This is a genomic window from Amycolatopsis sp. NPDC102522, assembly GCF_055584485.1.
In genome coordinates this window covers 1-22719 of record NZ_JBVJLY010000043.1, presented here as the reverse complement: position 1 = coordinate 22719, position 22719 = coordinate 1, and the positions used below count along the sequence as shown (strand labels likewise).

At 69.9% G+C, this 22719-nt stretch carries 23 protein-coding genes and 1 riboswitch; of the genes, 10 read left to right on the top strand and 13 right to left on the bottom strand.

Features of this window, described 5'->3' with window-relative positions:
* Positions 1-273 precede the first annotated feature (273 nt).
* Complete coding sequence (locus ACZ6YV_RS43640; protein WP_465515279.1) at positions 274-3063, top strand: AfsR/SARP family transcriptional regulator; 2790 nt, start codon at positions 274-276, stop codon at positions 3061-3063.
* 281 nt (positions 3064-3344) lie between these two features.
* On the opposite strand, the gene ACZ6YV_RS43635 is transcribed toward ACZ6YV_RS43640, so the two are convergent.
* The 6 genes from ACZ6YV_RS43635 to ACZ6YV_RS43610 form a co-directional block, all read right to left on the bottom strand.
* Positions 3345-3995: a DUF4190 domain-containing protein gene (locus ACZ6YV_RS43635; RefSeq protein WP_378242245.1), complete on the bottom strand. Its 651-nt coding sequence runs from the start codon at positions 3993-3995 to the stop codon at positions 3345-3347.
* A gap of 162 nt (positions 3996-4157) precedes the next feature.
* Positions 4158-5042 carry a hypothetical protein gene (locus tag ACZ6YV_RS43630; RefSeq protein WP_020631924.1) on the bottom strand — a complete coding sequence of 295 codons (885 nt, stop codon included), beginning with the start codon at positions 5040-5042 and terminating at the stop codon, positions 4158-4160.
* On the bottom strand, positions 5039-5515 hold the full coding sequence (locus tag ACZ6YV_RS43625; protein WP_465515278.1) for a DUF6932 family protein: 477 nt from the start codon (positions 5513-5515) through the stop codon (positions 5039-5041). Before ACZ6YV_RS43625 ends, ACZ6YV_RS43630 begins: the two co-directional genes overlap by 4 nt.
* 92 nt (positions 5516-5607) lie before the next feature.
* On the bottom strand, positions 5608-6036 hold the full coding sequence (locus ACZ6YV_RS43620) for a hypothetical protein (protein WP_465515277.1): 429 nt from the start codon (positions 6034-6036) through the stop codon (positions 5608-5610).
* Positions 6037-6043: 7 nt separating this feature from the next.
* The gene (locus tag ACZ6YV_RS43615) at positions 6044-6763 is read right to left on the bottom strand and encodes an OmpA family protein (protein ID WP_465515276.1); all 720 of its coding nucleotides are present in this window, start codon (positions 6761-6763) and stop codon (positions 6044-6046) included.
* A 383-nt stretch (positions 6764-7146) separates the two neighbouring features.
* A complete protein-coding gene (locus ACZ6YV_RS43610) occupies positions 7147-7995 on the bottom strand; it encodes an SGNH/GDSL hydrolase family protein (protein ID WP_465515275.1) in 849 nt (282 codons plus the stop codon).
* A gap of 273 nt (positions 7996-8268) precedes the next feature.
* Between ACZ6YV_RS43610 and ACZ6YV_RS43605 the strand changes: the two genes are divergently transcribed.
* Positions 8269-8973 carry a DUF3159 domain-containing protein gene (locus ACZ6YV_RS43605; RefSeq protein ID WP_465515274.1) on the top strand — a complete coding sequence of 235 codons (705 nt, stop codon included), beginning with the start codon at positions 8269-8271 and terminating at the stop codon, positions 8971-8973.
* A gap of 84 nt (positions 8974-9057) precedes the next feature.
* Here the strand turns inward: ACZ6YV_RS43605 and ACZ6YV_RS43600 are convergent, their stop codons facing one another.
* Positions 9058-10032 (bottom strand): N-acetylglucosamine kinase, encoded by a 975-nt coding sequence (locus ACZ6YV_RS43600; RefSeq protein WP_465515273.1) that lies wholly within the window; start codon positions 10030-10032, stop codon positions 9058-9060.
* Positions 10029-11072 (bottom strand): SIS domain-containing protein, encoded by a 1044-nt coding sequence (locus tag ACZ6YV_RS43595; protein ID WP_465515272.1) that lies wholly within the window; start codon positions 11070-11072, stop codon positions 10029-10031. Before ACZ6YV_RS43595 ends, ACZ6YV_RS43600 begins: the two co-directional genes overlap by 4 nt.
* A 140-nt stretch (positions 11073-11212) precedes the next feature.
* Here ACZ6YV_RS43595 and ACZ6YV_RS43590 point away from each other — a divergent pair, with 140 nt between their 5' ends.
* Positions 11213-11977: a GntR family transcriptional regulator gene (locus ACZ6YV_RS43590; protein ID WP_093936492.1), complete on the top strand. Its 765-nt coding sequence runs from the start codon at positions 11213-11215 to the stop codon at positions 11975-11977.
* Positions 11978-12182: 205 nt separating this feature from the next.
* Complete coding sequence (locus ACZ6YV_RS43585) at positions 12183-13685, top strand: MFS transporter (RefSeq protein WP_465515271.1); 1503 nt, start codon at positions 12183-12185, stop codon at positions 13683-13685.
* Positions 13686-13827: 142 nt separating this feature from the next.
* Here ACZ6YV_RS43585 and ACZ6YV_RS43580 read toward each other — a convergent pair whose 3' ends face one another.
* Positions 13828-14766 (bottom strand): threonine ammonia-lyase, encoded by a 939-nt coding sequence (locus ACZ6YV_RS43580; protein WP_465515270.1) that lies wholly within the window; start codon positions 14764-14766, stop codon positions 13828-13830.
* 150 nt (positions 14767-14916) lie between these two features.
* On the opposite strand from ACZ6YV_RS43580, the gene ACZ6YV_RS43575 reads away from it, so the two are divergent.
* A complete protein-coding gene (locus ACZ6YV_RS43575) occupies positions 14917-15630 on the top strand; it encodes a hypothetical protein (RefSeq protein ID WP_465515269.1) in 714 nt (237 codons plus the stop codon).
* 16 nt (positions 15631-15646) lie between these two features.
* On the opposite strand, the gene thiE is transcribed toward ACZ6YV_RS43575, so the two are convergent.
* Complete coding sequence (gene thiE / locus ACZ6YV_RS43570; protein ID WP_465515268.1) at positions 15647-16300, bottom strand: thiamine phosphate synthase; 654 nt, start codon at positions 16298-16300, stop codon at positions 15647-15649.
* Between the two features lie 30 nt (positions 16301-16330).
* A riboswitch (TPP riboswitch) is annotated at positions 16331-16438 on the top strand.
* Here thiE and thiO point away from each other — a divergent pair.
* The 4 genes from thiO to ACZ6YV_RS43550 all read left to right on the top strand — a co-directional run bounded on the left by thiO (position 16432) and on the right by ACZ6YV_RS43550 (position 19008).
* Positions 16432-17502: a glycine oxidase ThiO gene (thiO, locus tag ACZ6YV_RS43565; protein WP_465515267.1), complete on the top strand. Its 1071-nt coding sequence runs from the start codon at positions 16432-16434 to the stop codon at positions 17500-17502. (Overlaps the previous riboswitch by 7 nt.)
* Positions 17502-17702, top strand: a complete 201-nt coding sequence (gene thiS, locus ACZ6YV_RS43560) for a sulfur carrier protein ThiS (RefSeq protein WP_378244488.1) — start codon at positions 17502-17504, stop codon at positions 17700-17702. The genes thiO and thiS overlap by 1 nt, the downstream gene beginning before the upstream one ends.
* Positions 17703-17705: 3 nt before the next feature.
* Positions 17706-18464, top strand: coding sequence for a thiazole synthase (gene thiG, locus ACZ6YV_RS43555; protein ID WP_465515266.1), 759 nt, complete (start codon positions 17706-17708; stop codon positions 18462-18464).
* A gap of 109 nt (positions 18465-18573) precedes the next feature.
* Positions 18574-19008 (top strand): MarR family winged helix-turn-helix transcriptional regulator, encoded by a 435-nt coding sequence (locus ACZ6YV_RS43550; RefSeq protein ID WP_378244270.1) that lies wholly within the window; start codon positions 18574-18576, stop codon positions 19006-19008.
* Here the strand turns inward: ACZ6YV_RS43550 and ACZ6YV_RS43545 are convergent.
* From ACZ6YV_RS43545 to ACZ6YV_RS43535, 3 genes are all read right to left on the bottom strand, one after another.
* Complete coding sequence (locus tag ACZ6YV_RS43545; RefSeq protein ID WP_465515265.1) at positions 18986-19783, bottom strand: ion transporter; 798 nt, start codon at positions 19781-19783, stop codon at positions 18986-18988. The genes ACZ6YV_RS43550 and ACZ6YV_RS43545 overlap by 23 nt on opposite strands.
* A gap of 54 nt (positions 19784-19837) precedes the next feature.
* Complete coding sequence (thiD, locus tag ACZ6YV_RS43540) at positions 19838-20668, bottom strand: bifunctional hydroxymethylpyrimidine kinase/phosphomethylpyrimidine kinase (protein WP_465515264.1); 831 nt, start codon at positions 20666-20668, stop codon at positions 19838-19840.
* A gap of 321 nt (positions 20669-20989) precedes the next feature.
* Entirely contained in the window at positions 20990-21913 is a 924-nt protein-coding gene (locus ACZ6YV_RS43535; RefSeq protein ID WP_465515263.1) for an NADP-dependent oxidoreductase, read from the bottom strand.
* 88 nt (positions 21914-22001) lie between these two features.
* On the opposite strand from ACZ6YV_RS43535, the gene ACZ6YV_RS43530 reads away from it, so the two are divergent.
* Positions 22002-22400: a winged helix-turn-helix transcriptional regulator gene (locus tag ACZ6YV_RS43530; RefSeq protein ID WP_465515262.1), complete on the top strand. Its 399-nt coding sequence runs from the start codon at positions 22002-22004 to the stop codon at positions 22398-22400.
* The last annotated feature ends 319 nt before the right edge of the window (positions 22401-22719 follow it).

The window sequence follows — 22719 nt, the reverse complement described above, 5'->3', positions numbered from 1 at the left end:
CACCAAAATCCACACAGTCGAGGTCAACGACCCGGTGTCGCGCAGAGTCACCGACACCGTCCACAAACACGCCAGGTTTGCCTTACCCCTCAATAGAACGACACTTGCCACTCACGCCCACCGTGCCCCAACAGAGTCACGACCGCGCCTGGCCTGCGCTGGTCGTTTCTGCCCCGCTAGGTCTCGCTTCCCTCGCGTTTTCTGGTTGGCGGCGTCTTCGCGCGGTAGGTTGGCTACTCCGGTAAGGGGAGAGATCGGAGGAGGGGGTTCGTCATGGGCGAAAGCGGTTCCCCTGCCCACTTCCAGCTCCTCGGTCCCGTGCGGCTCCTCGACGGCGAACGCCCGGTCCCCGTCGGCGGTCCCGGCGTCCGTGGTCTGCTCGCGCTGCTGGCCTTGAAGGTCAACAAGGTCGTCGCGCTCGACGAGATCATCGACGCGCTCTGGGGCCACGACCCGCCGGCCACCGCCCGCACGATCGTCCACGGCAACGTGTCCCATCTGCGGCGTGTGCTCCGGGACATCCAAGGCGACCATCCGCGCGGCGCCCGGATCCTCACCGCGCCGCCCGGCTACCAGCTCACCGTCGAGCCCGCCCGGATCGACGTCCACCGTGCCCGGACGTTGCTGGAGCAGGCCTCGGCCGAGGATCCGGAGAAGGCGTCCGAGTTGCTCGCCGAGGCCCTCGCGCTCTGGCAGGGTCCCGCTCTGGCAGGCGTCCCGGGGTCGGTCCGCGCCCCCGAGCTGGAGGATCTGCGGCTCGCCGTCCACGGCGCCAGGGTCGACGCGGATCTCGAACTCGGCAGGCACGCGGAACTGATCGTCGAACTCAGCCCGATGGTCCGGGCGAGCCCGCTCGCCGAGCGCACGGCCGGTCAGCTGATGCGCGCGCTCTATCACGCCGGGCGCCGCGGCGACGCGCTCGAGCTCTACCGGACGGTGTCGCGGGCGACCTTGCGGACGCTCGGCGTCGAGCCCGGCGCGGATCTGCGCTGGCTGCACGAGCGTGTCCTGAACGACGATCTGCCGGTCAAGGTCTTCGCGGAACCGAAGTCCGAAGCGCATCCCGTCCAGCAGTTGCCGCCCGCCGTGCCGAACCTCGCCGGGCGCGAGGCCGATCTGGCCTGGCTCGGCGGCCTCGCCGAGCGGGCCGAAGCGGGCGAGACCGCGGTCGGCGTGGTCACCGGGACAGCCGGGATCGGCAAGAGCAGCCTGGTGGTGTGGTGGGCGCATCGCGCCGCCCGCCGCTTCCCCGACGGCATCCTTTTCGCCTCGCTGCGCGGTTTCGACCCGCATCACCCGCCGCTGGAGCCCGCCGACCTGCTCACCCAGTTCCTGCTCGGGCTCGGTGTCCCCGCCGAGGGCGTCCCCGAACAGGTCCACGAACGCGTCGCCCTCTACCGCTCGATGATCGCCGGGCGCCGCATGCTGGTGATCCTCGACAACGCCCGCTCGGCCGAGCAGGTCCGGCCGTTGCTGCCGCCCGGTTCGCGGTCGATGACGCTGGTGACCAGCCGCTCCCGGCTCGACGGGCTCGCCGTGTCCAACGCCGCCAAACTGCGCGTCCTCGGCACGCTCGCGCCCGGCGACGCCGTCCGGCTGATCGAGGAACTCGCCGGGCCCGCCGGATTCGACCTCAACCACGCGCTCGCCCGGCTCTGCGGTTATCTCCCGCTGGCACTGCGGATCGCGGGTGCCCGGCTCGCCGCCAGTGCGCAGTGGTCCGCGCAGGACCTGGTCGACGAGCTCGGCAACGAACGCACCAGGCTGGCCGCGCTCGACGTCGAGGGCCCGGACGACGGGGTCCGCGCGGCGTTCGACGTCTCGTTCCGCGGGCTGCCGCCCGAGGTCGCGAACACGTTCCTGCGGCTCGGTGTGGTGCAGTGCCTCTCGGCCGGTTCCCATCTGACGGCCGCGATCGGCGGGATCACCGTCGCCGAGGCACGGCGGCATCTGCGGGTGCTCGCCGCGCACAACCTGCTCGCCGAAACCGGCCGCGACTCCTTCGTCCCGCACGACCTCGTCCGCCTGTTCCTCCGCGAACTGGCCGAGAACGAACTCGACGAGACCGACCGGGAAGACGTCCTGTCGCGATCGGTGCGGTTCTATCAGGCCGTCGCCGACCGGGCCCGGCGGAAGATGCTGCGAATCGTCGACCCCCTCGACTTCACCGGCGTGCTGACCGACGCGCAGACACCGCCGCTGAACTCCTTCGCCGAAGCGCAGGACTGGTTCACCGCGGAATGGGAGAATCTGGTCGAAGTCCTCGAAGCCGCTCGCGCCGGCGGCCGGCACGACGACGTCTGGCGTCTCGCCAGGGTCGCGCACACCTACCGCGCGGTGTACCCGCTGCTGGACGAGTGGACGCGGCTGGTCGAGATCGGGCTGGAGGCCGCCGAGCAGTCGGGCGACGTCCTCGGCCGGTGCTGGATGCTGATCTCCCGCTGCGCCATCGCGCTCACCTTCGAACTGCCACAGGGCTGTCTCGCCGACGCGGAAAGCGCGCTGGAACTCGCGAGCGCGATCGGCGACAACCGGCTGATGGTCTCGGCGAACATCCACCTCGGTTCCGCGCTGACCGTGCTGGGACGGTACGACGAGGCGATCAGGACGTTGCGGCAGGCGGTCGACGAGACCGACCGGACCGGCGATCTCGAACTGCGCGGGCAGGCGCTCAACAACTGCGCGGAGGCCGAAAAGCGGGCCGGGCGATTCATCGAGGCGATCGGGCATCAGGTCGCCTCGCTGGAGATCGACAGGACCCTCGGCGACGAAAGCTACGTCGTCGTCTCGTTGAACAACCTGGCCGAACTGAGCATGCGGATCGGCGAACTGGCCGCCGCCGAGCGCTATGTCTGGGAGGCCGTGGACCTGACGATCAGCCGTCGGTTCGTCCTCCAGGAGGGCGTGCTGCGGCTGACCCTGGGCCGGGTACTGCGCGCCGGGTCGGATGTGGACGGTGCCCGCGAGCAGTTCTCGCTCGCGCTGAAGATCCTGGCGGACGCCAATCCGAAGCTCGCCGGGATGGTTCGCGCGGAACTCACCGACCTCGGCGAAGGCCCCTGAGTGATCCTTAGCGGATTCTTAGTGGCCTCGCCTCGCACGCGCGTAGGGTCCCGTTCAGCGTCGATCGAGCCCTAGGGGAGGGGCATTCGGTAGTGATCGGCGCTCGGGCGGGCCCTTTCGGGGTCCGTCTGAAGAGCCGCCAGGAGCGGCTCGTGGCGGTCCGGCCGGTGGAGGTGGGGGCGATACCGGCCGGCCGCCAGGCGGTCACCATCGCGTTTCGTCCTCTGAATGCGGTTCTTGCCCACACGACTACCGCATTCAGAGGACGAAACGCGCGGGGATCAGCCCGTGCTCGCGGTGCACAGGGCGATGGTCTGCCCCTTGTTCTCCGCTACCTTCTGGCCGTTGACCAGGATCGTGCAGGCGATCTGGTTGCTGACCGTCGAGTTCCGGGTGTCCGCGGTGACGGTGAGCAGGTAGTCGCCCGAGTTGAAGGACGCCGTGCCGCGCCAGTCGTCGGTGCTCGCCGGGGTCGTCTCGCTCCGCTGGTCGTTGAGCGAACCGAACCGGACGGTCGCGCCGCCGGAAGCGCTGACGACGAACTCCACCGTGTTCCTGTCCCCGGCGACAGCCGGAATGTGCAGTCCCGACTGACCAGTAGCAAAGAAGTTGGTGTAGACCAGTAACCCGCTCGCGGCCAGCAAGCCGGCGATGGAAAGCGCGAGACCCGCGATCCCCATTCCCTTCTTGTCCGCTTCACCCTTCTTGATTTTGGTCAAACCGATTACGGAAAGAACCGCCCCGATCACGGCGAGCGGCCAGGCGGCGAGCCCGGCGACCGGGACGAAGGCGACCCCGAGTGCCGCCAGTCCAACGAGGAAACCGGCGATGACCAGGCCGTTCTTGGGCTTCCGGTGGCGGGTTCCGTGCGCGGCGAACCCCGGACCGTAGCGGGTGGCCGGCGGGTGCGGGAGAGGTGGATCGGTCGGCATGCGTGCCCTTTCGGAGGCTTCCGTCCGAAGACGTTAACCCATCGTTCGGGGCAATGGCCGAAATTGTTACCTGCCGGAAAAAGTCATCATTCCACAATGATCAAGCGGTCACCGATATTTTCTGACGAGAATTGTGGCATCGCCGAAATATCGGAAACCCGATCACTGATCGAACAGACTGACTTCGGGGGTGATCTCGAGCAGTTCGTGCACCGGACGGCCGCGGCGGCCGTCGATGGTCGTCGTCCGCACGACACGCAGCCGCGCGGTCACCGGCCGGTCCAGGTTCTCCTTGATCTCGTCGAGCAGATCCGGTGCGACAGCGCCCTGGATCGTTCCGCCCGATTCGCGTTCGAGATAGAAGATCCGGCGCCGGGTGCGGACGCCGTCCAGCCTGCCGCTGACCGTCTCGTAGCCGACGGCCTCCCGCGACTCTCGCAGGCTCCCGGACAGGATCCGCGCCTGCTCGGTGGTCATGCTGCGGGTCAGCTCGTCGCCTGCCGTCGGGGTCATGGCCATGCCGATCCCGGCGTGCTTGCTGACAGCGTTGACGATGTCGCTGACCGCGTTGCGGACGGTGTCGCGCTGCAGCAGCACCGCGTCCAGCGCGCCGTCGTCGGAGCCGTTGGCCGGCAGGAAGTCGCACAGTTCCTTGACCGCGCGTTCGGACAGCGACTCGAGCCCGTCGTGGATCAGCGCGTCGTCGAGCGCCGGTTCGGGGAAGCCGAAGAAGATCGCGTTGCCCGCCTGGCCGCGCTGGATCAGCGGCGCCTTCTCCCGGTCGGCGGGCTGGACGAAGGTCACCTCGCCCGACGGGTTGCGGATGATGTGCCCGATCTTCGCCGTCGCGTCCTGCAGTGCGCGGCTGATGTCCGAGAAGGTGTACGCGTCGAGGTGCGACTCACCGATCACGGAGACGCGAAGCAGCGGCGAACGCGACGTCCGCTCGAACTTCGCGTACGCGGCCATCGCCGACGCGCGGGCGAGGTCGTCGAGCCAGGTGCCACCGGGGATCTCGTCGGCGATACGCCGGAATTCGTTCCTCACCAGATCACTTCCGGAATCCCCCTGCCACCGGCAGCCCACACTTCTTCCCAGATCTCCTCGTCGCCGGGGCGGCAGAGGAAGCCGTCGAGCATGCCGCCGACGGGCTGGACCTGGTCCAGGTACATCGCGGGCTGGCCGACGATGACCCCGCGCAGCGTCAACAGTCCGTACAGCGCCGAGCGGCCCGTGTCGTCGAGCCGTTTGAGCGCGCCCCATTCGTCCGGGATCAGCACCACGTCGAGCCCGAGCGGCGCGTGCGGGGTCCTGGCGGTCAGTGCGCCGCCGATCCACGCGCGGCCGGTCGGCATGATCCGCCGGGCGACCCCCAGGTAGCTGTTCAGCGCGCTGAACAGGATCTCCCGGTCGTTCTGGTGCGGCGCGTCGAAGACCAGCCGCTCGTAGACATCGGCCAGATCAGCGGGATGGCGGCCCGGAGGCAGCAGGTTGTGCGGCGTCCAATAGGGGAGCGCCAAATCGGAGCCTCCTTCGTGTGCCGGAGCTCCCGATCGAAGAAACGTACCCGGCGTCACGCTCACAGTGCGTAGCCGAATTTACCAGGCGAGTGTCAGCTGCCCTGCCCCGGCCGGTGTTCGGACCCGCGTCCGGCGGGCGGCCAGTCCTCGTCACTCGGCCAGACCGGTTCCGGTTCGTGGCCGTGGCCGCCGTTCCGGCCCGCCGGTTCCCGTTCCTCCGGGTGGTAGGCGCGCACCGGCTCCGGGGTCAGCTGACCCTCGCGGTGGCCTTCCGCCTCCTGGTCGTACGGGTCGTCCTCGTCCTGGAGCCGCGCGGGCGGGATGAACTGCGTCTGTTCGGAGGACAGCAGCTCGGGCTCGGGCTCGAAGTGGGCCGCGGTGGCACGCTCCGGTTCGCGGGCCGCCGGTTCGGGTGCCGTGCGCTCACGCCGTTCGCCGCGCGTCAGCAGCCAGGTGACGGCGCAGCCGAGGGCGAAGGAGATGAGCAGCCAGACCCAGATCTGCCCGAAGAGCCAGAACATTCAGCCATCACCTCTGTTCTGCCGTGATGTCGACGCGGCGGCCCTCGCCGCTCGCGCCGTCGGAGGTCCTGCGTTGGGTGGAGTACGCCTGGTCGCGCTTGACCCCGTTGCGCTCCAGCAGCCGTTCCACCATCAGTGCCCGGTTCAGCGAAAGCTTCTTGTCCGAACCGGTCGCCACCGTTCCGGTGATCCGGAAGCGCAGTTCTCGCGGGGCGTCTGTGAGCAGCTTCGCGACCTCCAGCGCGCCGCGTTCGCCGTCCGGGGTGAGATCGGTGGTGTCCGGCTCGAAGGCGATCGGCGTGGCGGCCAGCAGGCGATCGATCTCGGCCTGGAAACCGGCCTTGTCCGTCGGCTTGGCCGGAGTCGTCGAGCTGGGCGGCGGGCTCGGCGGAGCGGGCGGCGGGTTCGACGGCTCGCCGCTGGTCGTCACCGGCCCGGCGGGCGGGGCGGTGTCACCGGAGATCTCGACCGTGCGGACCCCGTCGATCCGCTGGATGGCGTCCATCGCCTGCGCGGCCTTGTCCGGCGGGAAGCCGGTGAGGTTCGCGTCGCGGCCGGAGAAGCTCACCTGGCCGCCGGAGACGCCGACGTCGGCGAGCGCGTTCTTCGCGCGCGCCGCCAGCGTGGCCTCGATGTCGTCCGAGGTCGACCAGACGGAAATCGCCGTCAAGGCGAGCGTGACCAGCAGCGCTGTAGGCAGCAAGCGGCTCCAGCGTGTACCGGGCATGAAGGGACTGTAAGCCGCGCCCGGCCGGTTAGCGACCCGGGTTTCAGCACGTCCGGCCCGGTGTCCGGCGGGCGGCGGACGCGGTCCGCCGGGACGGCCACGGCGTGCGGCGAACCTCTCTGGCCTGCGGCGTCGGGTGCGGTGAGAGGCAGCCGGAGGGGACGAAGGGGACCCGCGCCGACCCCGGCGTGCGATCACCGGCCGGTCGAGACATAACCCTTTCGGGTGACATCCACCGGACCCGCCACTGCGCGGCACCCTGGTCGCCTGCAGTACGTGAAGGACCCCTTCATTGCGCTAGGCGCACTGAAGGGGTCCTTCACGTACTCGGGCAAGGAGGCCCGCACGGACCGGGCCTGTCGCGCCGCCGGGCGCTCACGACGTCAGCTCGCGTGGTGGTGGATTTCCCGCGCCGGGCGCAGCGGCTCGGCCGGGAGGGTGACGCCCGGCGACTCGATCTGCTCCAGCGGGAGCAGCGGCGCGAGCTGAGGACGCTTCGGCGACAGGCCGTCACCCATGGACTCGCCCTTGAGCTGACGCCGGATCCACGGCAGCAGGTGCGCCTTCGTCCACTCGAGGTCGGAGCGGCGCGAGGTGATCCAGGTACTCGGCTGCTCGGACGCCGGCCACGGCTCGCGCCAGTCGTCGGCGACCGGGACGCCGAGGACCTCGGCCGCGCGCAGCGCGATCCGGCGGTGGGCCTCGGGAGTGAAGTGCAGCCTGTCGTCGCTCCAGGCGCGGCGGTCGTGCAGCGGGGCCATCGCCCACATGTCGACCATCTTGGCGCCGTGCCGGTCGGCGATCGCCCACAGATGCGCGTTGTAGATGCCGACCTTCCCCCTCAGGACGTGCATCACGGACAGGTACTTGGTGTCCGGGCCGTTGAAGATGAGCACCGGGATCCCGGCCTCGCGCAGCTTGGCGACCCCCGCCTCCAGCCGCGCGGCGACGGCGTCCACGTCCGCGCCGGGCACGATGATGTCGTTCCCGCCCGCGCACAGGGTGACCAGGCCGGGCTTCACCGCGAGCGCGATCGGCAGCTGCTCTTCGAGGATCTCGTCGAGCATCTTCCCCCGGAGGGCGAGGTTCGCGTACTGGAAATCGGGCCTGCCTTCGGCCAGGATCTCGGCCAGCCTGTCCGCCCAGCCTCTGAACGTGCCGTCGGGCAGATCATCGTTGAGTCCTTCGGTGAAGCTGTCACCGATCGCCACATAGCTGTCGAATCCGTACACGTTGGGTCCCCTTCCGTCCGTGTGCCCCCGGTTGGTACTTGTACACCACAACTAACAGCTGAGAGCGCCCCTGCAATCCCGCCTGACCGAAACCGGTGGTTCAGCCCGTTGACACAGTCTCTTATTTTGTCGGACGTCCATGCATCTCCATTACTGGGATGTACACTCCTGGGCTGCTGAGATTCACCTCAAGTAGGTGTGAAACGGACACGGGATGTGGCGAACGTCTCCCCGCCCGGGTGTCCGGGGTCATGGATCCGGCAGGCTGTGAGGGTGACCTCACGACCCCCGCGCGAGTCGCTCGCCCAGATCCTCGGCGGGCGGCGTGGCGCCATCGACGCGAGCATCCCGCCCGCGGCCTTCGTCCTGGGCTGGCTGATCGCCGGCCAGTCGATCGCCTGGGGTGCCGGGGTGGCCATCGGGGTGGCGGTGCTGCTCGGCGGGTACCGGGTCGCGCGCGGGGACAAGGCGCGCGCGGTCGTGGTGAGCCTCGCCGCGGTGATCGCCGCCGCGCTGATCGCCCTGCACACCGGCCGCGCCGAAGACTTCTTCCTCATCCAGCTGCTGTCCAATGTGGCCAGCGCGCTGCTGTGGGCGGCCAGCATCGTGGTCCGGTGGCCGCTGCTCGGCGTCGTGGTCGGGCTCGTCATCGGGCAGAAGACCCGCTGGCGACGCGATCCCGCCCTGCTGCGCGCGTACTCGCGGGCGAGCTGGGTGTGGGTCTTCCTGCAGTACACGCTGCGTGTCGTCGTGTACGGCTCGCTGTGGTGGAGCGGGCAGGTGGTCGCGCTCGGCATCGCGCGGACGTTGCTTTCCTGGCCGCTTGTCGCGGTGACTGTCGCCGTGAGCGGCTGGGTGCTGTACCGGACGCTGCCGCCGGAGCATCCCGGTCTGCGGGTCGTGGAGGACGACGGCGACGCGGGAGCGGCGGGCAAGAACCCCTCCGGCTCCGAGCCTGACGGGCTACCCAGGACATAAGGCGGCCCCCGGCGAGGGGGGAGGGTCCGGGGGCCGGGTCCTACGGTACCCGGAGTTCGCCCCCGGAGTCGATGGTTTGGTCTTTTAGGGCGCGTTTTTGGTGATTTTCGGGGTCGGCACCGGCCGCGGCGCCCCCTCCCCATACGCGTCGACGGCGGCGAGCCAAGCGGCACCCAGGACGCCATCAGTGCTGGTCAGGACCTTGAACCCGGTCAGTTCGGCGCGGACTTTCGCCCCAACGGGGCCGTCCGGGGACAACACACCGCCCACGAGGACGATCGGCGTGGTTTCGCCGGGATCCCGCGCGGCCATGACGTTCATCACCAGATGGGCCGCCGCGCGGGTGGTGATCCCGCCCGCCGCCGGGTCGCCTTCGCGGTCGGCCTCGCTGACGAACGGGGCGAACCTGGCGAGCCGGATCGGCGCTTCGGAGTTGGCGCTCGTGATGAGCGCGCGCCACAGCGCGCCCCGATCGCCCGGGGAGTCCACTGCGGACGGACCGAGCGCCTCGGCGAGCACGGCGCGCGCGAGCGGTCCGGGTTCGCCGCCGAGGCTCAGAACATCCAATGTGGAGCGAACGGCTTCCCTGCCGAGCCAGTACGCCGAGCCTTCGTCACCCAGCAACCAGCCGTAGCCGCCGGCGGTGGAAACCACGCGCCTGCCGCGGACCCGTCCGGCGATCGACCCGGTGCCCGCCACGAGTACCGAACCGTCTGCCGCGGAAGTGGCCGAGGCGTAGGCCACCTCGGAATCGGGGACCGTCCGCACCGGACTGATCCCCACGCCCTTCCAAGCGGTCGCGAAGATCTCCGCGACCGCCGGATCACTCAGCTTGCTGACACCCGCCATGCCGACGACACACGCCGCCGTCCCGGCCGGGTCCAGCCCGCCCAGCGCTTCGGTGATCGCGCTCGCGATCCGTGCCGCGGCGTCCGCGGGCGGATGGGAGTTGGGGTTCGCCCCGCCCGCGCGCCCGGTGCCGAGCACGACGCCGGAGGCGTCGACGGCGATCGCTCGCGTCGACGTGCCTCCGGCGTCCACACCCAGGACGTGACTCACCGGGTCTTGGTCACCTTGAGCAGCCCGCGGGGGCTGTCCGGGTCACCGCCGCGCGCCAGCGAAAGGCCGAGCGCGATCCGCTGGATGGGCAGGATCTCCAGGATCGGGGCGACCTCTTCGGCGGAAGGGGCGACACCGATCCGCAACGCCGCGGGGACGTCGGCCGAAGCCGAGCCGACCGCGAGCACGTCCGCGCCGCGTTTGCCGACGGCCTCGAGGACCTCCTGCATCGCGCCCACGCCGTGTCCCTGGCTCGTCACGGCGAGCACCGCCGTCTCGCCGTCGACGGCCGCGACCGGGCCGTGCAACAGGTCCGCGCCGCTGTACGCGCGGGCCGCGAGGTAGCTGGTTTCGGCCAGCTTCAAAGAACCTTCCAGCGCCGAGGCGTAGGAGTAGCCGCGGCCGGTGGTGAGCACCCGGTCGACGAACCGGTAGCGGTCCACCGCGCGCTGCACGCCTTCGTCGGCGGCGTCGAGGGTCTGCTGCGCGAGTTCGCCCAGCTTCTCCGCGTCCTCGCCCTTGCCGCCGCGGACCGCGTCGATGAGCAGGTAAAGGGAGAGCAAGGTGGCCGAGTACGTCTTCGTGGCGGCCACGGCCCTTTCCAGCCCCGCGCCGATGTCGACACCGAGTTCGGCGGCGGCGCGCAGCGGCGACTCCGGGGTGTTGGTGACCGAGACGGTCAGCGCTCCCTGGCGACGCGCGGTCTCGGTGACCTCGATGAGATCCGGGGAACCACCGCTTTGGCTTACTGTGATGAAGAGAACGTCCCGCAGATCGGGACGGGCGCCGTACAAAGTCGCCGTGGAGGGCGAGACGAGACCGCAGGGGAGACCGAGGAGTACTTCGATCAGGTACTTCGCATACAGGGCGGCGTGGTCGCTGGAGCCGCGGGCGGCGAGCAGTGCGAACCTGGGCGGGCGCTTGGAGATGGCTTCGGCCACCTCGGCGATTTCGGCCTGTCGCTCCACGATTCCTGCCAGAATGGCGGGTTGCTGGGAGATCTCCGCGGCCATGTGCTCGCCGGGGCGCTGTTCGGTCATCTCGTTCCCTTCCACCGGGACGTACTTCGTCCCCCGAGTAGGTCTAGACCAATGCTAGCCCGAATGGACGTTTGTGGTGAAGGGTACGTTTCCTAGCGGGGACGGTGCGCGTTTGAGTGGGAAGGCTTAGGGAGTCGGTCATGTTGGAGACAACCACCGCGAGTGAGGCGGGCGCTACGGCTGGGATGCGCGGGCAGCGCGAACCCAAGTACTGGGCGCTGAAACAGCATCTGCTCGATCTGCTCGACGCGTTGCCGCCCGGCTCGCCGATTCCGACGGAACGGGCGCTCGCGGGAGAATTCACCGTTTCGCGCACCACGGTCCGGCAGGCGCTCGCCGACCTGACCGCCGAGGGCAGGCTCCACCGCGTGCAGGGCAAGGGCACCTTCGCCGCCGAGCCGAAACTCGCGCAGCGCCTGCAGTTGTCGTCCTACACCGAGGACATGCGCAAGCAGGGCCTCAAACCGTCGTCGAAACTGCTGGAGATCGACGAACTGCCGGTGGAAGCCGACCTCGCGAAACTCCTCGGAATCCGGGTCGGCGCGAAGATTCTTCGCCTTCGCCGTCTCCGGCTGGCCGATTCGCAGCCGATGGCGCTCGAGACCACGCATCTCCCACTCGGCCGGTTCCGCGGTTTGCGCAAACATGTTTCCGCAGGTGGTTCGCTGTACGCCGTGCTGAGGGAGCACTACGGCGTTGAGCTGGAAAGGGCCGAGGAAACGATCGAGACAGCGCTCGCCGGACCGCACGAGGCGGAGATGCTGGGCGCCGATGTCGGGATGCCGATGTTGCTCCTTTCGAGGCATTCTTTCGCCACCGACGGAAAACCGGTCGAGTTCGCCCGCGCGATCTACCGGGGCGACCGTTACAAATTCGTCACCACGCTGTTGCCTGAGGCGCGCTGACGGAAACGTTTCGCAGGGCGCGGGCGCCCTGCAAAACGTTTCCGTGGCCTTCGGCCGAAAGAGGGCGCGCCTGTGCGGACTCCTCGTCGCGCTGGCGCGCTTCGAGGAGTCGGGTCCGCCGGTCCCGTTGTTTCGGTCGCCTTTTATCTGACATGTCAGGTAATTCGCGGTGGCTTGAGGGCTGGTGGCGTGATTCAGTCGACTTATGACTGACGGGGCGGGGATTCGGTGGGGGACGCCGGTGGCGCGCGGAGTGCTCGCGACGACCATCGTGGGCTCGGGCATGGCGATGCTCGACGGAACGATCATCAACGTCGCGTTGCCGAGGATCGGCGAAGAACTCAAAGCGTCGGTCGCGGGCCTGCAATGGATCCTCGACGGCTACCTGCTCGCGCTCGCCGCGCTCATCCTCGTCGCCGGTTCGCTCGGCGACCGCTACGGCCGCCGCCGCATGTTCGTCATCGGCGTCATCTGGTTCGGGATCGCGTCCGGGCTGTGCGCCGCCGCGACGACGACCGAGATGCTCGTCGCGACCCGGATCCTCCAGGGCATCGGGGGAGCTTTGCTCACGCCCGGCTCGCTCGCCATCCTCCAAGCGTCCTTCGCCCACGACGACCGGGCCCGCGCGATCGGCGCGTGGTCCGGCCTCGGCGGGATCGCGGCGGCGATCGGCCCGCTGCTCGGCGGGGTCCTGGTGCAGGTGTGGTCGTGGCGGCTGGCGTTCCTGATAAACCTGCCGCTGGCCGCCGTCTGTGTCCTGCTCGCCCGGCGCTACGTGCCCGAGTCCCGCGACGAGGAGGCGACCGGCCATCCGGACTTCACCGCGGCCGCCGTCGGCGCGATCGGGCTCGCCGGGCTCACCGGCGCGCTCGTCGAGGCGCCCGGACGCGGTATCGGGGACGTCGTCGTCCTGGTGGCCATCGTGCTCGGCGTCGCGGGGCTGGGGGCGTTCCTGGTGATCCAGCACCGCTCGGCCGACCCGCTGGTGCCGCCGAAACTGTTCCGCGACCGGACGTTCAGCCTCGCCAACGCGCTGACCTTCGTCGTCTACGCGGCGCTCGGCGGCGTGATGATGCTGATGGTCATGCAGTTGCAGGTGTCGCTGGGCTATTCGCCGACCGCTGCCGGGCTCGCCGGGCTGCCGATCACCATCATCATGCTGCTGTTCTCCGGCCGTTCGGGTGCGCTGGCGCAGCGGATCGGGCCGCGCGCGCAACTGGTCATCGGCCCGATCCTGGTCGGCGTGGGCATGCTCCTGCTGATGCGCGTCGGGCCGGGGTCGTCGTACCTCGGGTCGGTGCTGCCCGCCGTCGTCGTGTTCGGTGCCGGGCTGGCGACGGTCGTCGCCCCGGTAACCGCGACGGTGCTGGCCGCCGCGCCCGACAGGTACGCCGGCGTCGCCTCCGGGGTCAACAACGCCATCGCCCGCTCCGGCGGCCTGCTCGCGATCGCCGTGCTGCCCGCCGTGGCCGGACTGTCCGGCGCCGCCTACACCGACCCGGTCGCGCTGACCGCGGGCTGGCGGACGGCGTTGCTGGTGTGCGCGGCGCTGGCGATCGGGGGCGGCCTGATCGCGCTCGGCATCCACAACGGCGTCCTCGACCCGCCCTCCTCGCCGACCGCCGACGAGTCACCTCACCCGGGCGAATGCCTCCACTGCGGCGTCGACTCGCCGCCGACGCACGTCCGCCCCGCCGGACACGCGTGATCGGAGCCGTAACTCGCGTGCTTGAAGGCCGAACTCGCGTGATTGGAGCCGGAACTCATGAGTTACGGCTCCAATCACGCGAGATCCGGCTCCAATCACGCGAGTCCCGGCTTCAAACACACGAGATCCGGCTTCAAGCACATCAAGCCAAGAGGTCGGCCAGCGTCGCCGGGTCCAGGTTGCCGCCCGAAACGACCGAAACGACCTTTCCCGGCGGCAGCGCGTCGCGGTGGAACAGGTACGCGGCGGTCGCGGTGGCCCCGCTCGGTTCGGCGATCAGGCGGGCGCGGTGCGCCAGCGTCCGGACCGACTCCCGGATCTCCTCCTCGGAAACGGTGACGACGTCGTCGAGCACCGCCTGGAGGTGGGCGAAGGTCAGGTCCGACGGCTGGGCGCGCAGGCCGTCGGCGCTGGTGCGCGCCCGCAGGTCCATCGGCCATTCGATCCGCCTGCCCGCGCGCAGGCTCTCGGCGGTGTCGGCCGCGAGCTCGGGTTCGACGCCGATGACCTTCGCTCCGGGGAGCAGCGCCTTGATCGCCGTGCCGACGCCCGAGGCCAGTCCGCCGCCGCTGAGCGGGACGAGCACGACACCGGCGTCCGGCAGGTCTTCGGCGATCTCCAGGCCGACGGTGCCCTGCCCGGCGATCACGTCCCGATGGTCGTACGGCGGGATGAAGGTGAGCCCCCGTTCGTCGGCGACGGCGAGCGCCGAGGACTGCTGGCGGTCGATCGGGACCTCGATGACTTCGGCGCCGAGCGCCTGGGTGGCTTCGACCTTGGCGCGCGGTGCGACGTCCGGAACGATGATCACCGCGGGGATTCCGAACCGTTTCGCCGAGTAAGCGACCGCTTGCGCGTGGTTGCCGCTGGAAAACGCGACGACGCCGCGAACGCGCCGCTCTTCGTCCAGGGCGGCGATCGCGTTGTAGGCGCCGCGCACCTTGAAGGCGCCGATCCGCTGAAGGCTTTCCGGTTTGAGCCACAACGGCGCCCACGTCTGTTCCAGCAAAGGCGTGCGCACCGCGGCGCCTTTGACCCGGCTTGCCGCGTCGCGGATTTCCTCGATCGAGACCAATTCCATCTGGCTGATTATGTCAAGGAATTGTGAACCATAGACAGTCCTTTTTGGACAGTCAGGGTGGCGCTCCTCACGTGTGGACAACGAAGGGAGCATCCCACGCGCCTTATTCGTTAGGACTGGGTGAGGACCGACTAGCTGCAGAACGGGATCATGACCAAGGAGACCTCCGAAAAGGACACCGAAAAGACGGAAAAGCAGGGGCGGATCGTCCAGGTGACGGCGGCCGCGATGGCCGCGATCACCGCGGCCCTGCTGGGTTCCACGCTCGGGGTGGCGGGAACGGTGGCGGGCGCCGGGCTGGCGAGCGTGATCACCACGCTCGGTGGCGAGTTGTACCTGCGCTCGCTGCAACGGACGAAGGACGCGGCGCTGAAGGCGCGAGTGGTGCTGACGGTGCCGGGGCGGAAGCGCGTCCTCGATCCCGGCGAGCAGGAGACCGTCCGGCTGAAACCGGCCGAGGGCGAGGAGGAATCGTCCGGGCGGAAGTTCAAGCCACGCTGGGCGGTGATCGCCGGTGTCAGCGTGGTGGCGTTCGTGGTGGCGCTCGTCGCGATCACCGGCTTCGAGGGCGCGACAGGCAAGACCTTCGGCGGCGGGACCGGGACGACCATAGGGAAGATCATCGGCGGCGGGCAGGCCCAGGAGCGGCAGGACAAGCACGACACCCCGCCGGCGACGTCCCCGTCGGAGACTCAGGACAACCAGCCCGACACGACGCCGTCGACCACGCCGACCCCGACGACGACACCGACGGCTCCCACGACCACCCAGGCGCCTCCGACGACGCCGTCCACGACGCCTTCGACCTCTCAGGCGCCCCCGACGACCCCCTCGGCCCCGGCCTCCGGCACCCCCGCGCCCTGAGGCTCCCCGAAGCGCGTCAGGCGAGCGAGGAGCGAAGCGTGCGAGCGGCCGCTTCGGGGTCTTCGGCCTCGGTGATCGCCCGGACGACGACGATCCGCGACGCCCCCGCGTCCAGCACCTCGGGCAGCCGGTCGGTGTCGATCCCGCCGATCGCGAACCAAGGCCGCGACGTGCCGAACGCCGCGGTGGCGCGCACCAGGTCGAGCCCCGGGGCGGGGCGGCCCGGCTTCGTCGGCGTCGGCCAGCACGGGCCGGTGCAGAAGTAGTCGACGCCGGGTTCCTCGGCGGCGGCCTTGGCCTCCTCGGCCGAATGGGTGGACCGGCCGATCACCACGTCCTCGCCGAGGATCCGCCGGGCCAGCGGCACCGGGATGTCGTCCTGGCCCAGGTGCAGCACGTGCGCGCCGACGGCGAGCGAGACGTCCGCGCGGTCGTTCACCGCCAGCAGCTTGCCGTGCTTCTCGCACGCCTCCGCCAGCACTTCCAGTGCGGCGATCTCCGGTTTCGCCTCGATCGTCTTGTCCCTCAGCTGGATGATGTCGACCCCGCCTGCCAGCGCCGCGTCGGCGAATTCGGCGAGGTCGCCGCGGCCGGACCGGGCATCGGTGCAGAGGTACAGGCGGGCGTCCGCGAGCGCGGTGCGGATCTGCGGACCAGACAGGGTGGGCATGGCGGCGACGGTACCCGCGCGCTACGGTGGGGTGGTCCGCACGGGAGCCCGAGGACGGGCTGAGAGGGAGCCGAAACCGCTCCGACCGTGGAACCTGATCCGGGTCATGCCGGCGCAGGGAGCGTGCGTTCATGAAGGAACTTTCGGTTGTCGGCGGCGGGGTCATCGGCCTCTCGATCGCTTGGCGCGCGTCCGCGCGCGGCCATCGCGTCACCGTGTACGACCCCGAGCCTGGGCGCGGCGCGTCGTGGCTCGCGGGCGGCATGCTCGCGCCGGTCACCGAGGCCTGGCCCGGCGAGGAGGACGTCCTCACCCTCGGCGAGGCATCGCTGCGGCGCTGGCCGGATTTCGCCCGTGACCTAGCCGAAGAGGGTGTCGACCCGGGCCTCTCGCCGCACGGCACGCTCGTCGCCGCGCTGGACAGCGCCGACGCGGGCAACCTCGAAATGCTGGCCGCGTACCTCACCGAGCTCGGCCGTGAGGTCGAGCCGCTGAGCGGCCGCGAGGCCCGCCGCGCCGAACCCGGTCTCGCCGGGTCTGTCCGAAGTGGACTGTTGGTGCCCGGCGATCTGGCCGTGGACAACAGAAGACTGCTGCGGTCACTCGAACACGCCTGCGGACGACACGGCGTCGAGTTCCGCCGCGAGAGCGTCACGGACCTCAAAGGACTCGGCGACGTCGTCCTCGCCGCCGGTGCCTGGACAGGGCGCCTGCACCCCGCGCTCGCGGACGCCGTCCGCCCGCTGAAGGGCGAGATCCTCCGCCTGCGGCCGCGCCGGGGCTGCCTGCCGTCGCCGAAGAGGACAGTCCGCGCGATGGTCGAGGGCCGCCCGATCTATCTCGTCCCGCGTGACGACGGTGGCCTCGTGCTCGGCGCGACCCAGTACGAGGCCGGTTTCGACGAGACCGTCACCGTTCGAGGCGTGCGTGAGCTGCTCGAAGGCGCGGAGCGCGTCTTCCCGGGCATCGCCGAGTACGAACTCGTCGAGACCGCTGCCGGGCTTCGCGCGGCGAGTGTCGACACGATGCCCTTCATCGGTGAGCTGGGCGAAGGTGTCTTCGCCGCGACGGGCCACCATCGCAACGGTCTCCTGATGGCCCCGGTCACCGCGGACGCCGCGGTCGCCTGGCTGGACGGCGGGCCGTTGCCGGACGAGGTCGCGGCGGCGGCGCCGTCGCGGCGAAGCGAGGAGCGGGTGTGATGGAGATCCAGGTCAACGGCCAGTGGCGCGAGTTTCCCGACGGGACCACCGTCGAGGGCGTGCTCGAGGCACTCGGCACCGCGACACGGGGCGTCGCGGTCGCGGTGGACGGCGTGGTCGTCCGGCGCGGCGAATGGCCGGAAGCCGTGGTGCCCAAGGGCGCCAGCCTCGACATCCTCACCGCTGTTCAAGGAGGTTGAAAAATGGATGGTGACCACCTCGTCATCGGCGAGCACAAGCTTTCGTCGCGGCTGATCATCGGCACCGGCGGCGCGGCGAACCTCGCCGTGGTGGAACGCGCGCTGGTGGCCTCGGGCACGGAGCTGACCACCGTCGCGATGCGCAAGGCCGACGCCGAAGGCGGCTCCGGCGTGCTCGAACTGCTCCGGCGGCTCGGCATCCGCCTGCTGCCCAACACCGCCGGCTGCCGGACGGCCGCCGAAGCGGTCCTCACCGCCCGGCTCGCGCGCGAAGCCCTCGAAACCGACCTCGTCAAGCTGGAGGTCCACGCCGACGACCGCACGCTGCTGCCGGACCCGTTCGAGACCCTCGAAGCGGCCGAACAGCTCACCGCGGACGGTTTCACCGTGCTCGCCTACACCAACGACGACCCGGTGCTGGCCCTTCGGCTGGAGCAGGCGGGCTGCGCGGCCGTGATGCCGCTCGGCGCGCCCATCGGCACCGGTCTCGGCATCCGGAACCCGCACAACATCGAGCTGATCGTGTCGCGCGCGGGTATCCCGGTGATCCTCGACGCCGGTATCGGCACGGCTTCCGACGCGACGCTGGCGATGGAGCTCGGCTGCGACGCCGTCCTGCTTTCCACCGCCGTGACCAGGGCCGCGGACCCGGAGCGGATGGCGTCGGCGATGCGTGCCGCCGTCACCGCCGGACGGCTGGCCGCCGGTGCGGGCCGGATCCCCCAGCGGTTCTGGGCACACGCTTCGAGTCCGCCTCGATAACCCTTTTGTACGGTTCACGGCCTTAACCGGGAGTACGCAGGGGGAGCCCGTATGGTTGACGGCACTCTCCGGCGGCGCACCCGCCGCCGTGTACCCAGAGGAGCCAGTGGTGACCACGTCAGCGGTCCAGGATGTTTCGGGCAGGTTGTTCCTGGCGGTGGGCCGGTTGTCACGGTCCTTGCGCCAGGCGGGCGTGCCCGGACCCGGCCACGGCGCGATCTCCGCGCTCGCGACACTCGTGAACTACGGCCAGCTCCGTCTGGGTGATCTCGCGGCGAAGGAAGGCGTCGCCGCGGCCACCATGTCGAGGATCGTCGCTTCGCTCGTCGAAGCGGGCTACGTCAGCCGCGAATCGGACCCGATCGACAGGCGTGCCTGGCTCGCGGAGGCCACCGAAGAGGGCGAGAGGCTGGTTTCGGGCGTCCGGTCGACGCGCGTCCGTGAACTGGGCACGCGTCTCGACAGGCTGACCCCCGAGCACCAGGCGGCGCTCGCGGCGGCTTTGCCCGCCCTCGAAGCGCTCATCGCTGACGAAGAGCGCTGACCTCGGCACGAAGAGCGCGAAGCTCGTCGAGGATCTCCTTGTTCGCCTGAGCCTGGGTCTCGGCCTGCTTCGCCTCTTCCTCGCGGATGTCCTGGCGAAGCTCGTCTTCCATCCCGCTGACCACGACGGCGATGAAGAGGTTCAGCACCGCGAAGCTGGACACGAGGATGTAGACCACGAAGAACACCCAGGCCATGGGTGCTTCCTTCATGATCTCCTTGGCGATGTCCGGCCACGCCTCACCGGTCATCACCTGGAACAGCGTGAACAGCGAAGTGCCGAGATCCCCGAAGTTCTCCGGCGAGATCGCGCCGAACAGCTTCGTCGCCATCACACCCGCGACGAAGATGATCAGCGCGAGGAGCGCGGCGATCGACGCCATACCGGGGATCGACGTGAGCAGGCCGCTGACGACCTTCCGCATCGACGGCACGACCGAGATCAGCCGCAGCACCCGCAGGACCCGCAACGCCCGCAGCACCGCGAACGGGCCGGACGTGGGGACCACCGCGATGCCGACGACGAGCAGGTCGAAGATGTTCCATGGGTCGCGGAAGAACTTCGCGCGATAGGCGTAGAACTTCGCGGCCAGTTCGAGCACGAAGATCGTGAGCGCGATGTAGTCGACCGTGTGCAGCAGCGGCCCGTACTCCGCGAGCATTCTCGTCGAGGTCTCCAAGCCGAGTGTGACGGCGTTGAAGACGATCACCGCGATGATGAAATTCTGGAATCCGCGGGCCTCGACGATCTTGGCCACCCGCTCGCGTCCGGACACGCCCCACCCTTGTTCGTTGGTCCGTTTCGGGGCAGATCGTAACCGGACGGGTTCTCAGTGCTCCGGCGCAAGCCGCCAAAACGCCGAAACCGGACCGACCTTCGCGCCCATGGGGTAGGCGTTTTCGACCGCTTGTGAGACGAACCACTTGCCGTAGCGGGCGGCTTCCACGACGGACATCCCCTTCGCGAGACCGGCCGTCAGCGCCGACGCCATGGTGTCCCCGGCGCCGTGCGTGTGCTGCGTCGCGAACCGCTCACCGGGCAGCTCGACGAACGTGGAGCCGTCGAAGAGCACGTCGACGCATTCCGGGTCGGAGACGAGGTGACCGCTCTTCACGAGCACGTACTTCGGGCCGAGCCGGTGCAGGACGATGGCGGCCTGGTGCATCTGCTCACGGGTGGTCACGGTCATCCCGGTCAGCAGGCGGACCTCGTCGAGGTTCGGCGTGAGGACCGTCGCGCGCGGCAGGAGCTCGTCGCGCAGCGCCACCAGGCCGTCCTCGTCGAACAGCGGATGCCCGTGCATCGACGCCGCGACCGGGTCGACCACGAACGGCACCTTGGCGTCGCGGCCGATCTCGGCCTTGTCGCACGCCGCGGCGACGGCGTGGATGATCCCGGCCGAGGCGAGCATGCCGGTCTTGGCCGCGTTGACACCCATGTCGGCCGCGACGGCCTCGATCTGCCCGGCGACGATATGCGGCGGGATGTCGGTGCGGTCGTGCACGCCGAGGGTGTTCTGCACGGTCACGGCGGTGACCGCGACCAGACCGTGCACGCCGCAGGTGAGGAACGTGCGCAGGTCCGCCTGCAGGCCGGCGGCGCCGCCGGAGTCGGAGCCCGCGATGGTCAGCGCCGACGGCGGGCTCGGGTTCTCGCTCATGAGTTCATTTTCCCGACTGGTCCTTTTGGTTCAACAGCGGTTCGGCCGCACTCGATCACGGTGGCACAGTGTGTGAGCCAGTGCACTTCCCGCGTGCGAAAGAGCTCGGATGAAACTCCTCCCCACGGTATCCCTCGTCGGCGTGCCTACGACTGTGTCGCGGCGAGTACGCCGTCGCCGGGCTGCGGCCCTCCGTGGTGCAGGCGAGCGCACGGGCGGCGCTGCTGGCGAAGAACCACGCGTCGGTGCTCACTTCGGACTGGACGGGGTTGACCACCGTGCTGCCGCAGGTGCTTCCGCGCGGCTAGGTTCCAAGCGGGATCAGACGGTCAGGACGAGCTTCCCGGTGACCCGGCCGCCTTCGCCGACTTCGTGGGCCTTCGCGACGTCCTCCAGCGGGAAGGTCTGCTCCACGTGGACGCGCAGTTCGCCCTTCTCGATCAGGTCCGTCAGCGCCTGCAGGCCGATCTGATCGGGTTCGGCGAGCATCCCCGACGTCCGCACGCCGAGCTTCTCGGCCTTCGCGGCGACGGTCTCGCTCACGCCGCCGGGAACCGAGATCAGCAGGCCGCCGGGCTTCACCGCGTCCAGCCAGCGCAGGTCGCTCTGCTCGCCGACCAGCCCGAACACGACGTCCACGTCGGACGCCGTCGCGGTCTCGTCGCGGTAGTCGATCGGCTCGTCGACGCCGAGTTCGCGGAGGAAGTCGTGCTTCCCGGCGCTCGCCGTGCCCAGGACGTACGCGCCGCGGGCCTTCGCCACCTGGACGGCGAGGTGCCCGACACCACCCGCGGCGGCGTCGATCAGCACACGCTGCCCAGGCCGGACGTCGGCGATGTCCACGAGGCCCTGCCACGCGGTGAGTCCGGCGAGCGGCAGCCCGGCGGCCTGTTCGTGGGTGAGGCCCGCGGGTTTGCGCACGAATTGACGGGCGGGCGCGGTCACGTATTCGCCGTAACCACCGGCCTGCCGGGGGAACCACGGGAAGCCGAGGACCTCGTCGCCGACGGCGAAACGCGTGGTGCCGACGCCGAGTTCCTCCACCACCCCGGAGACGTCCCAGCCGAGGACGAACGGCGGCTCGCCCATGAAGACGCCGTAGGCCCGGGTCTTCCAGTCGACCGGGTTGATCCCGGCGGCGCGAACCCGCACGAGCACCTCCGTCGGGCCGGGGGTCGGACGGTCGGTCTCGGTCACCTCCAGCACTTCAGGGCCACCAAGCCGCTGCTGGGTCACGACGCGCATCGAAAGCTCCTCCGTTGTTGGTGCTTTCCATGTTCGGCCGCTTGGTAACTTCTCGCCAGAAGGCACTTAAAGGTAAACTAGGTACCTGATGGAAACCGCCTGTGAAGTGCCGGACTCGCCGTGGGACATCTACCTGCGGAACTGTCCGTGCCGAGACGTCCTCGATCTGCTCGCCAACAAGTGGACCGCGCTGGTGCTCGGCTCGCTGTCGCGACGGCCGCACCGGTTCGGTGAACTGCGCCGCGCCGTCGGCGGGATCAGCCAGAAGATGCTGACCCAGAACCTGCGCGCCCTCGAACGCGACGGCCTCGTCACGCGCACGGTCTTCCCGACCACGCCGCCGACCGTCGAGTACGCGCTGACCGAGCGCGGTTCGAGCGCGAGCACGCTGCTCATGGCTGTCAGCGAATGGTCGGTCGCCCACTTCGACGGGATCCTCGAATCCCGGAAGGGCTACGACTCGCGGGTGATGGAACCCATCACCTGACGCATTTCGTTGCGGCAGGTCGCGGGACGGACTTGCGGATCGCCACATGCGCCACAGTGACCTCATGCCTCACGATGCCTCACGTTCGAGCCGCGTGAAGGACCCCTTCACGCGGCTCAGCCGAGGGAACTCGACCTTCACGTACCGCAGGCGAGGGAGGGCGGCGGTATCGAGGGAGTCGGGGGGGGGGGGGGGGGGGGGGGGGGGGGGGGGTGGGTGGGGGGGGGGGGGGGGGGGGGTGGGGGGGGGGGGGTGGTGGTGGGGGGGGGGGGGGGGGGGGCGGGGGGGGGTGGGGGGTGTTTTTTTGTTTTGTGTTTTT

Coding starts and splice junctions, on each gene's coding strand:
- ACZ6YV_RS43575 (WP_465515269.1), top strand. CDS start 14,917: ATGACCAAGGAGACCTCCGAAAAGGACACCGAAAAGACGGAAAAGCAG.
- ACZ6YV_RS43635 (WP_378242245.1), bottom strand. CDS start 3,995: ATGCCGACCGATCCACCTCTCCCGCACCCGCCGGCCACCCGCTACGGT.
- ACZ6YV_RS43615 (WP_465515276.1), bottom strand. CDS start 6,763: ATGCCCGGTACACGCTGGAGCCGCTTGCTGCCTACAGCGCTGCTGGTC.
- thiO (WP_465515267.1), top strand. CDS start 16,432: ATGAAGGAACTTTCGGTTGTCGGCGGCGGGGTCATCGGCCTCTCGATC.
- ACZ6YV_RS43640 (WP_465515279.1), top strand. CDS start 274: ATGGGCGAAAGCGGTTCCCCTGCCCACTTCCAGCTCCTCGGTCCCGTG.
- thiD (WP_465515264.1), bottom strand. CDS start 20,668: ATGAGCGAGAACCCGAGCCCGCCGTCGGCGCTGACCATCGCGGGCTCC.
- ACZ6YV_RS43620 (WP_465515277.1), bottom strand. CDS start 6,036: ATGTTCTGGCTCTTCGGGCAGATCTGGGTCTGGCTGCTCATCTCCTTC.
- ACZ6YV_RS43595 (WP_465515272.1), bottom strand. CDS start 11,072: ATGACCGAACAGCGCCCCGGCGAGCACATGGCCGCGGAGATCTCCCAG.
- ACZ6YV_RS43590 (WP_093936492.1), top strand. CDS start 11,213: ATGTTGGAGACAACCACCGCGAGTGAGGCGGGCGCTACGGCTGGGATG.
- thiG (WP_465515266.1), top strand. CDS start 17,706: ATGGATGGTGACCACCTCGTCATCGGCGAGCACAAGCTTTCGTCGCGG.
- ACZ6YV_RS43530 (WP_465515262.1), top strand. CDS start 22,002: ATGGAAACCGCCTGTGAAGTGCCGGACTCGCCGTGGGACATCTACCTG.
- ACZ6YV_RS43535 (WP_465515263.1), bottom strand. CDS start 21,913: ATGCGCGTCGTGACCCAGCAGCGGCTTGGTGGCCCTGAAGTGCTGGAG.
- thiE (WP_465515268.1), bottom strand. CDS start 16,300: ATGCCCACCCTGTCTGGTCCGCAGATCCGCACCGCGCTCGCGGACGCC.
- thiS (WP_378244488.1), top strand. CDS start 17,502: ATGGAGATCCAGGTCAACGGCCAGTGGCGCGAGTTTCCCGACGGGACC.
- ACZ6YV_RS43585 (WP_465515271.1), top strand. CDS start 12,183: ATGACTGACGGGGCGGGGATTCGGTGGGGGACGCCGGTGGCGCGCGGA.
- ACZ6YV_RS43580 (WP_465515270.1), bottom strand. CDS start 14,766: ATGGAATTGGTCTCGATCGAGGAAATCCGCGACGCGGCAAGCCGGGTC.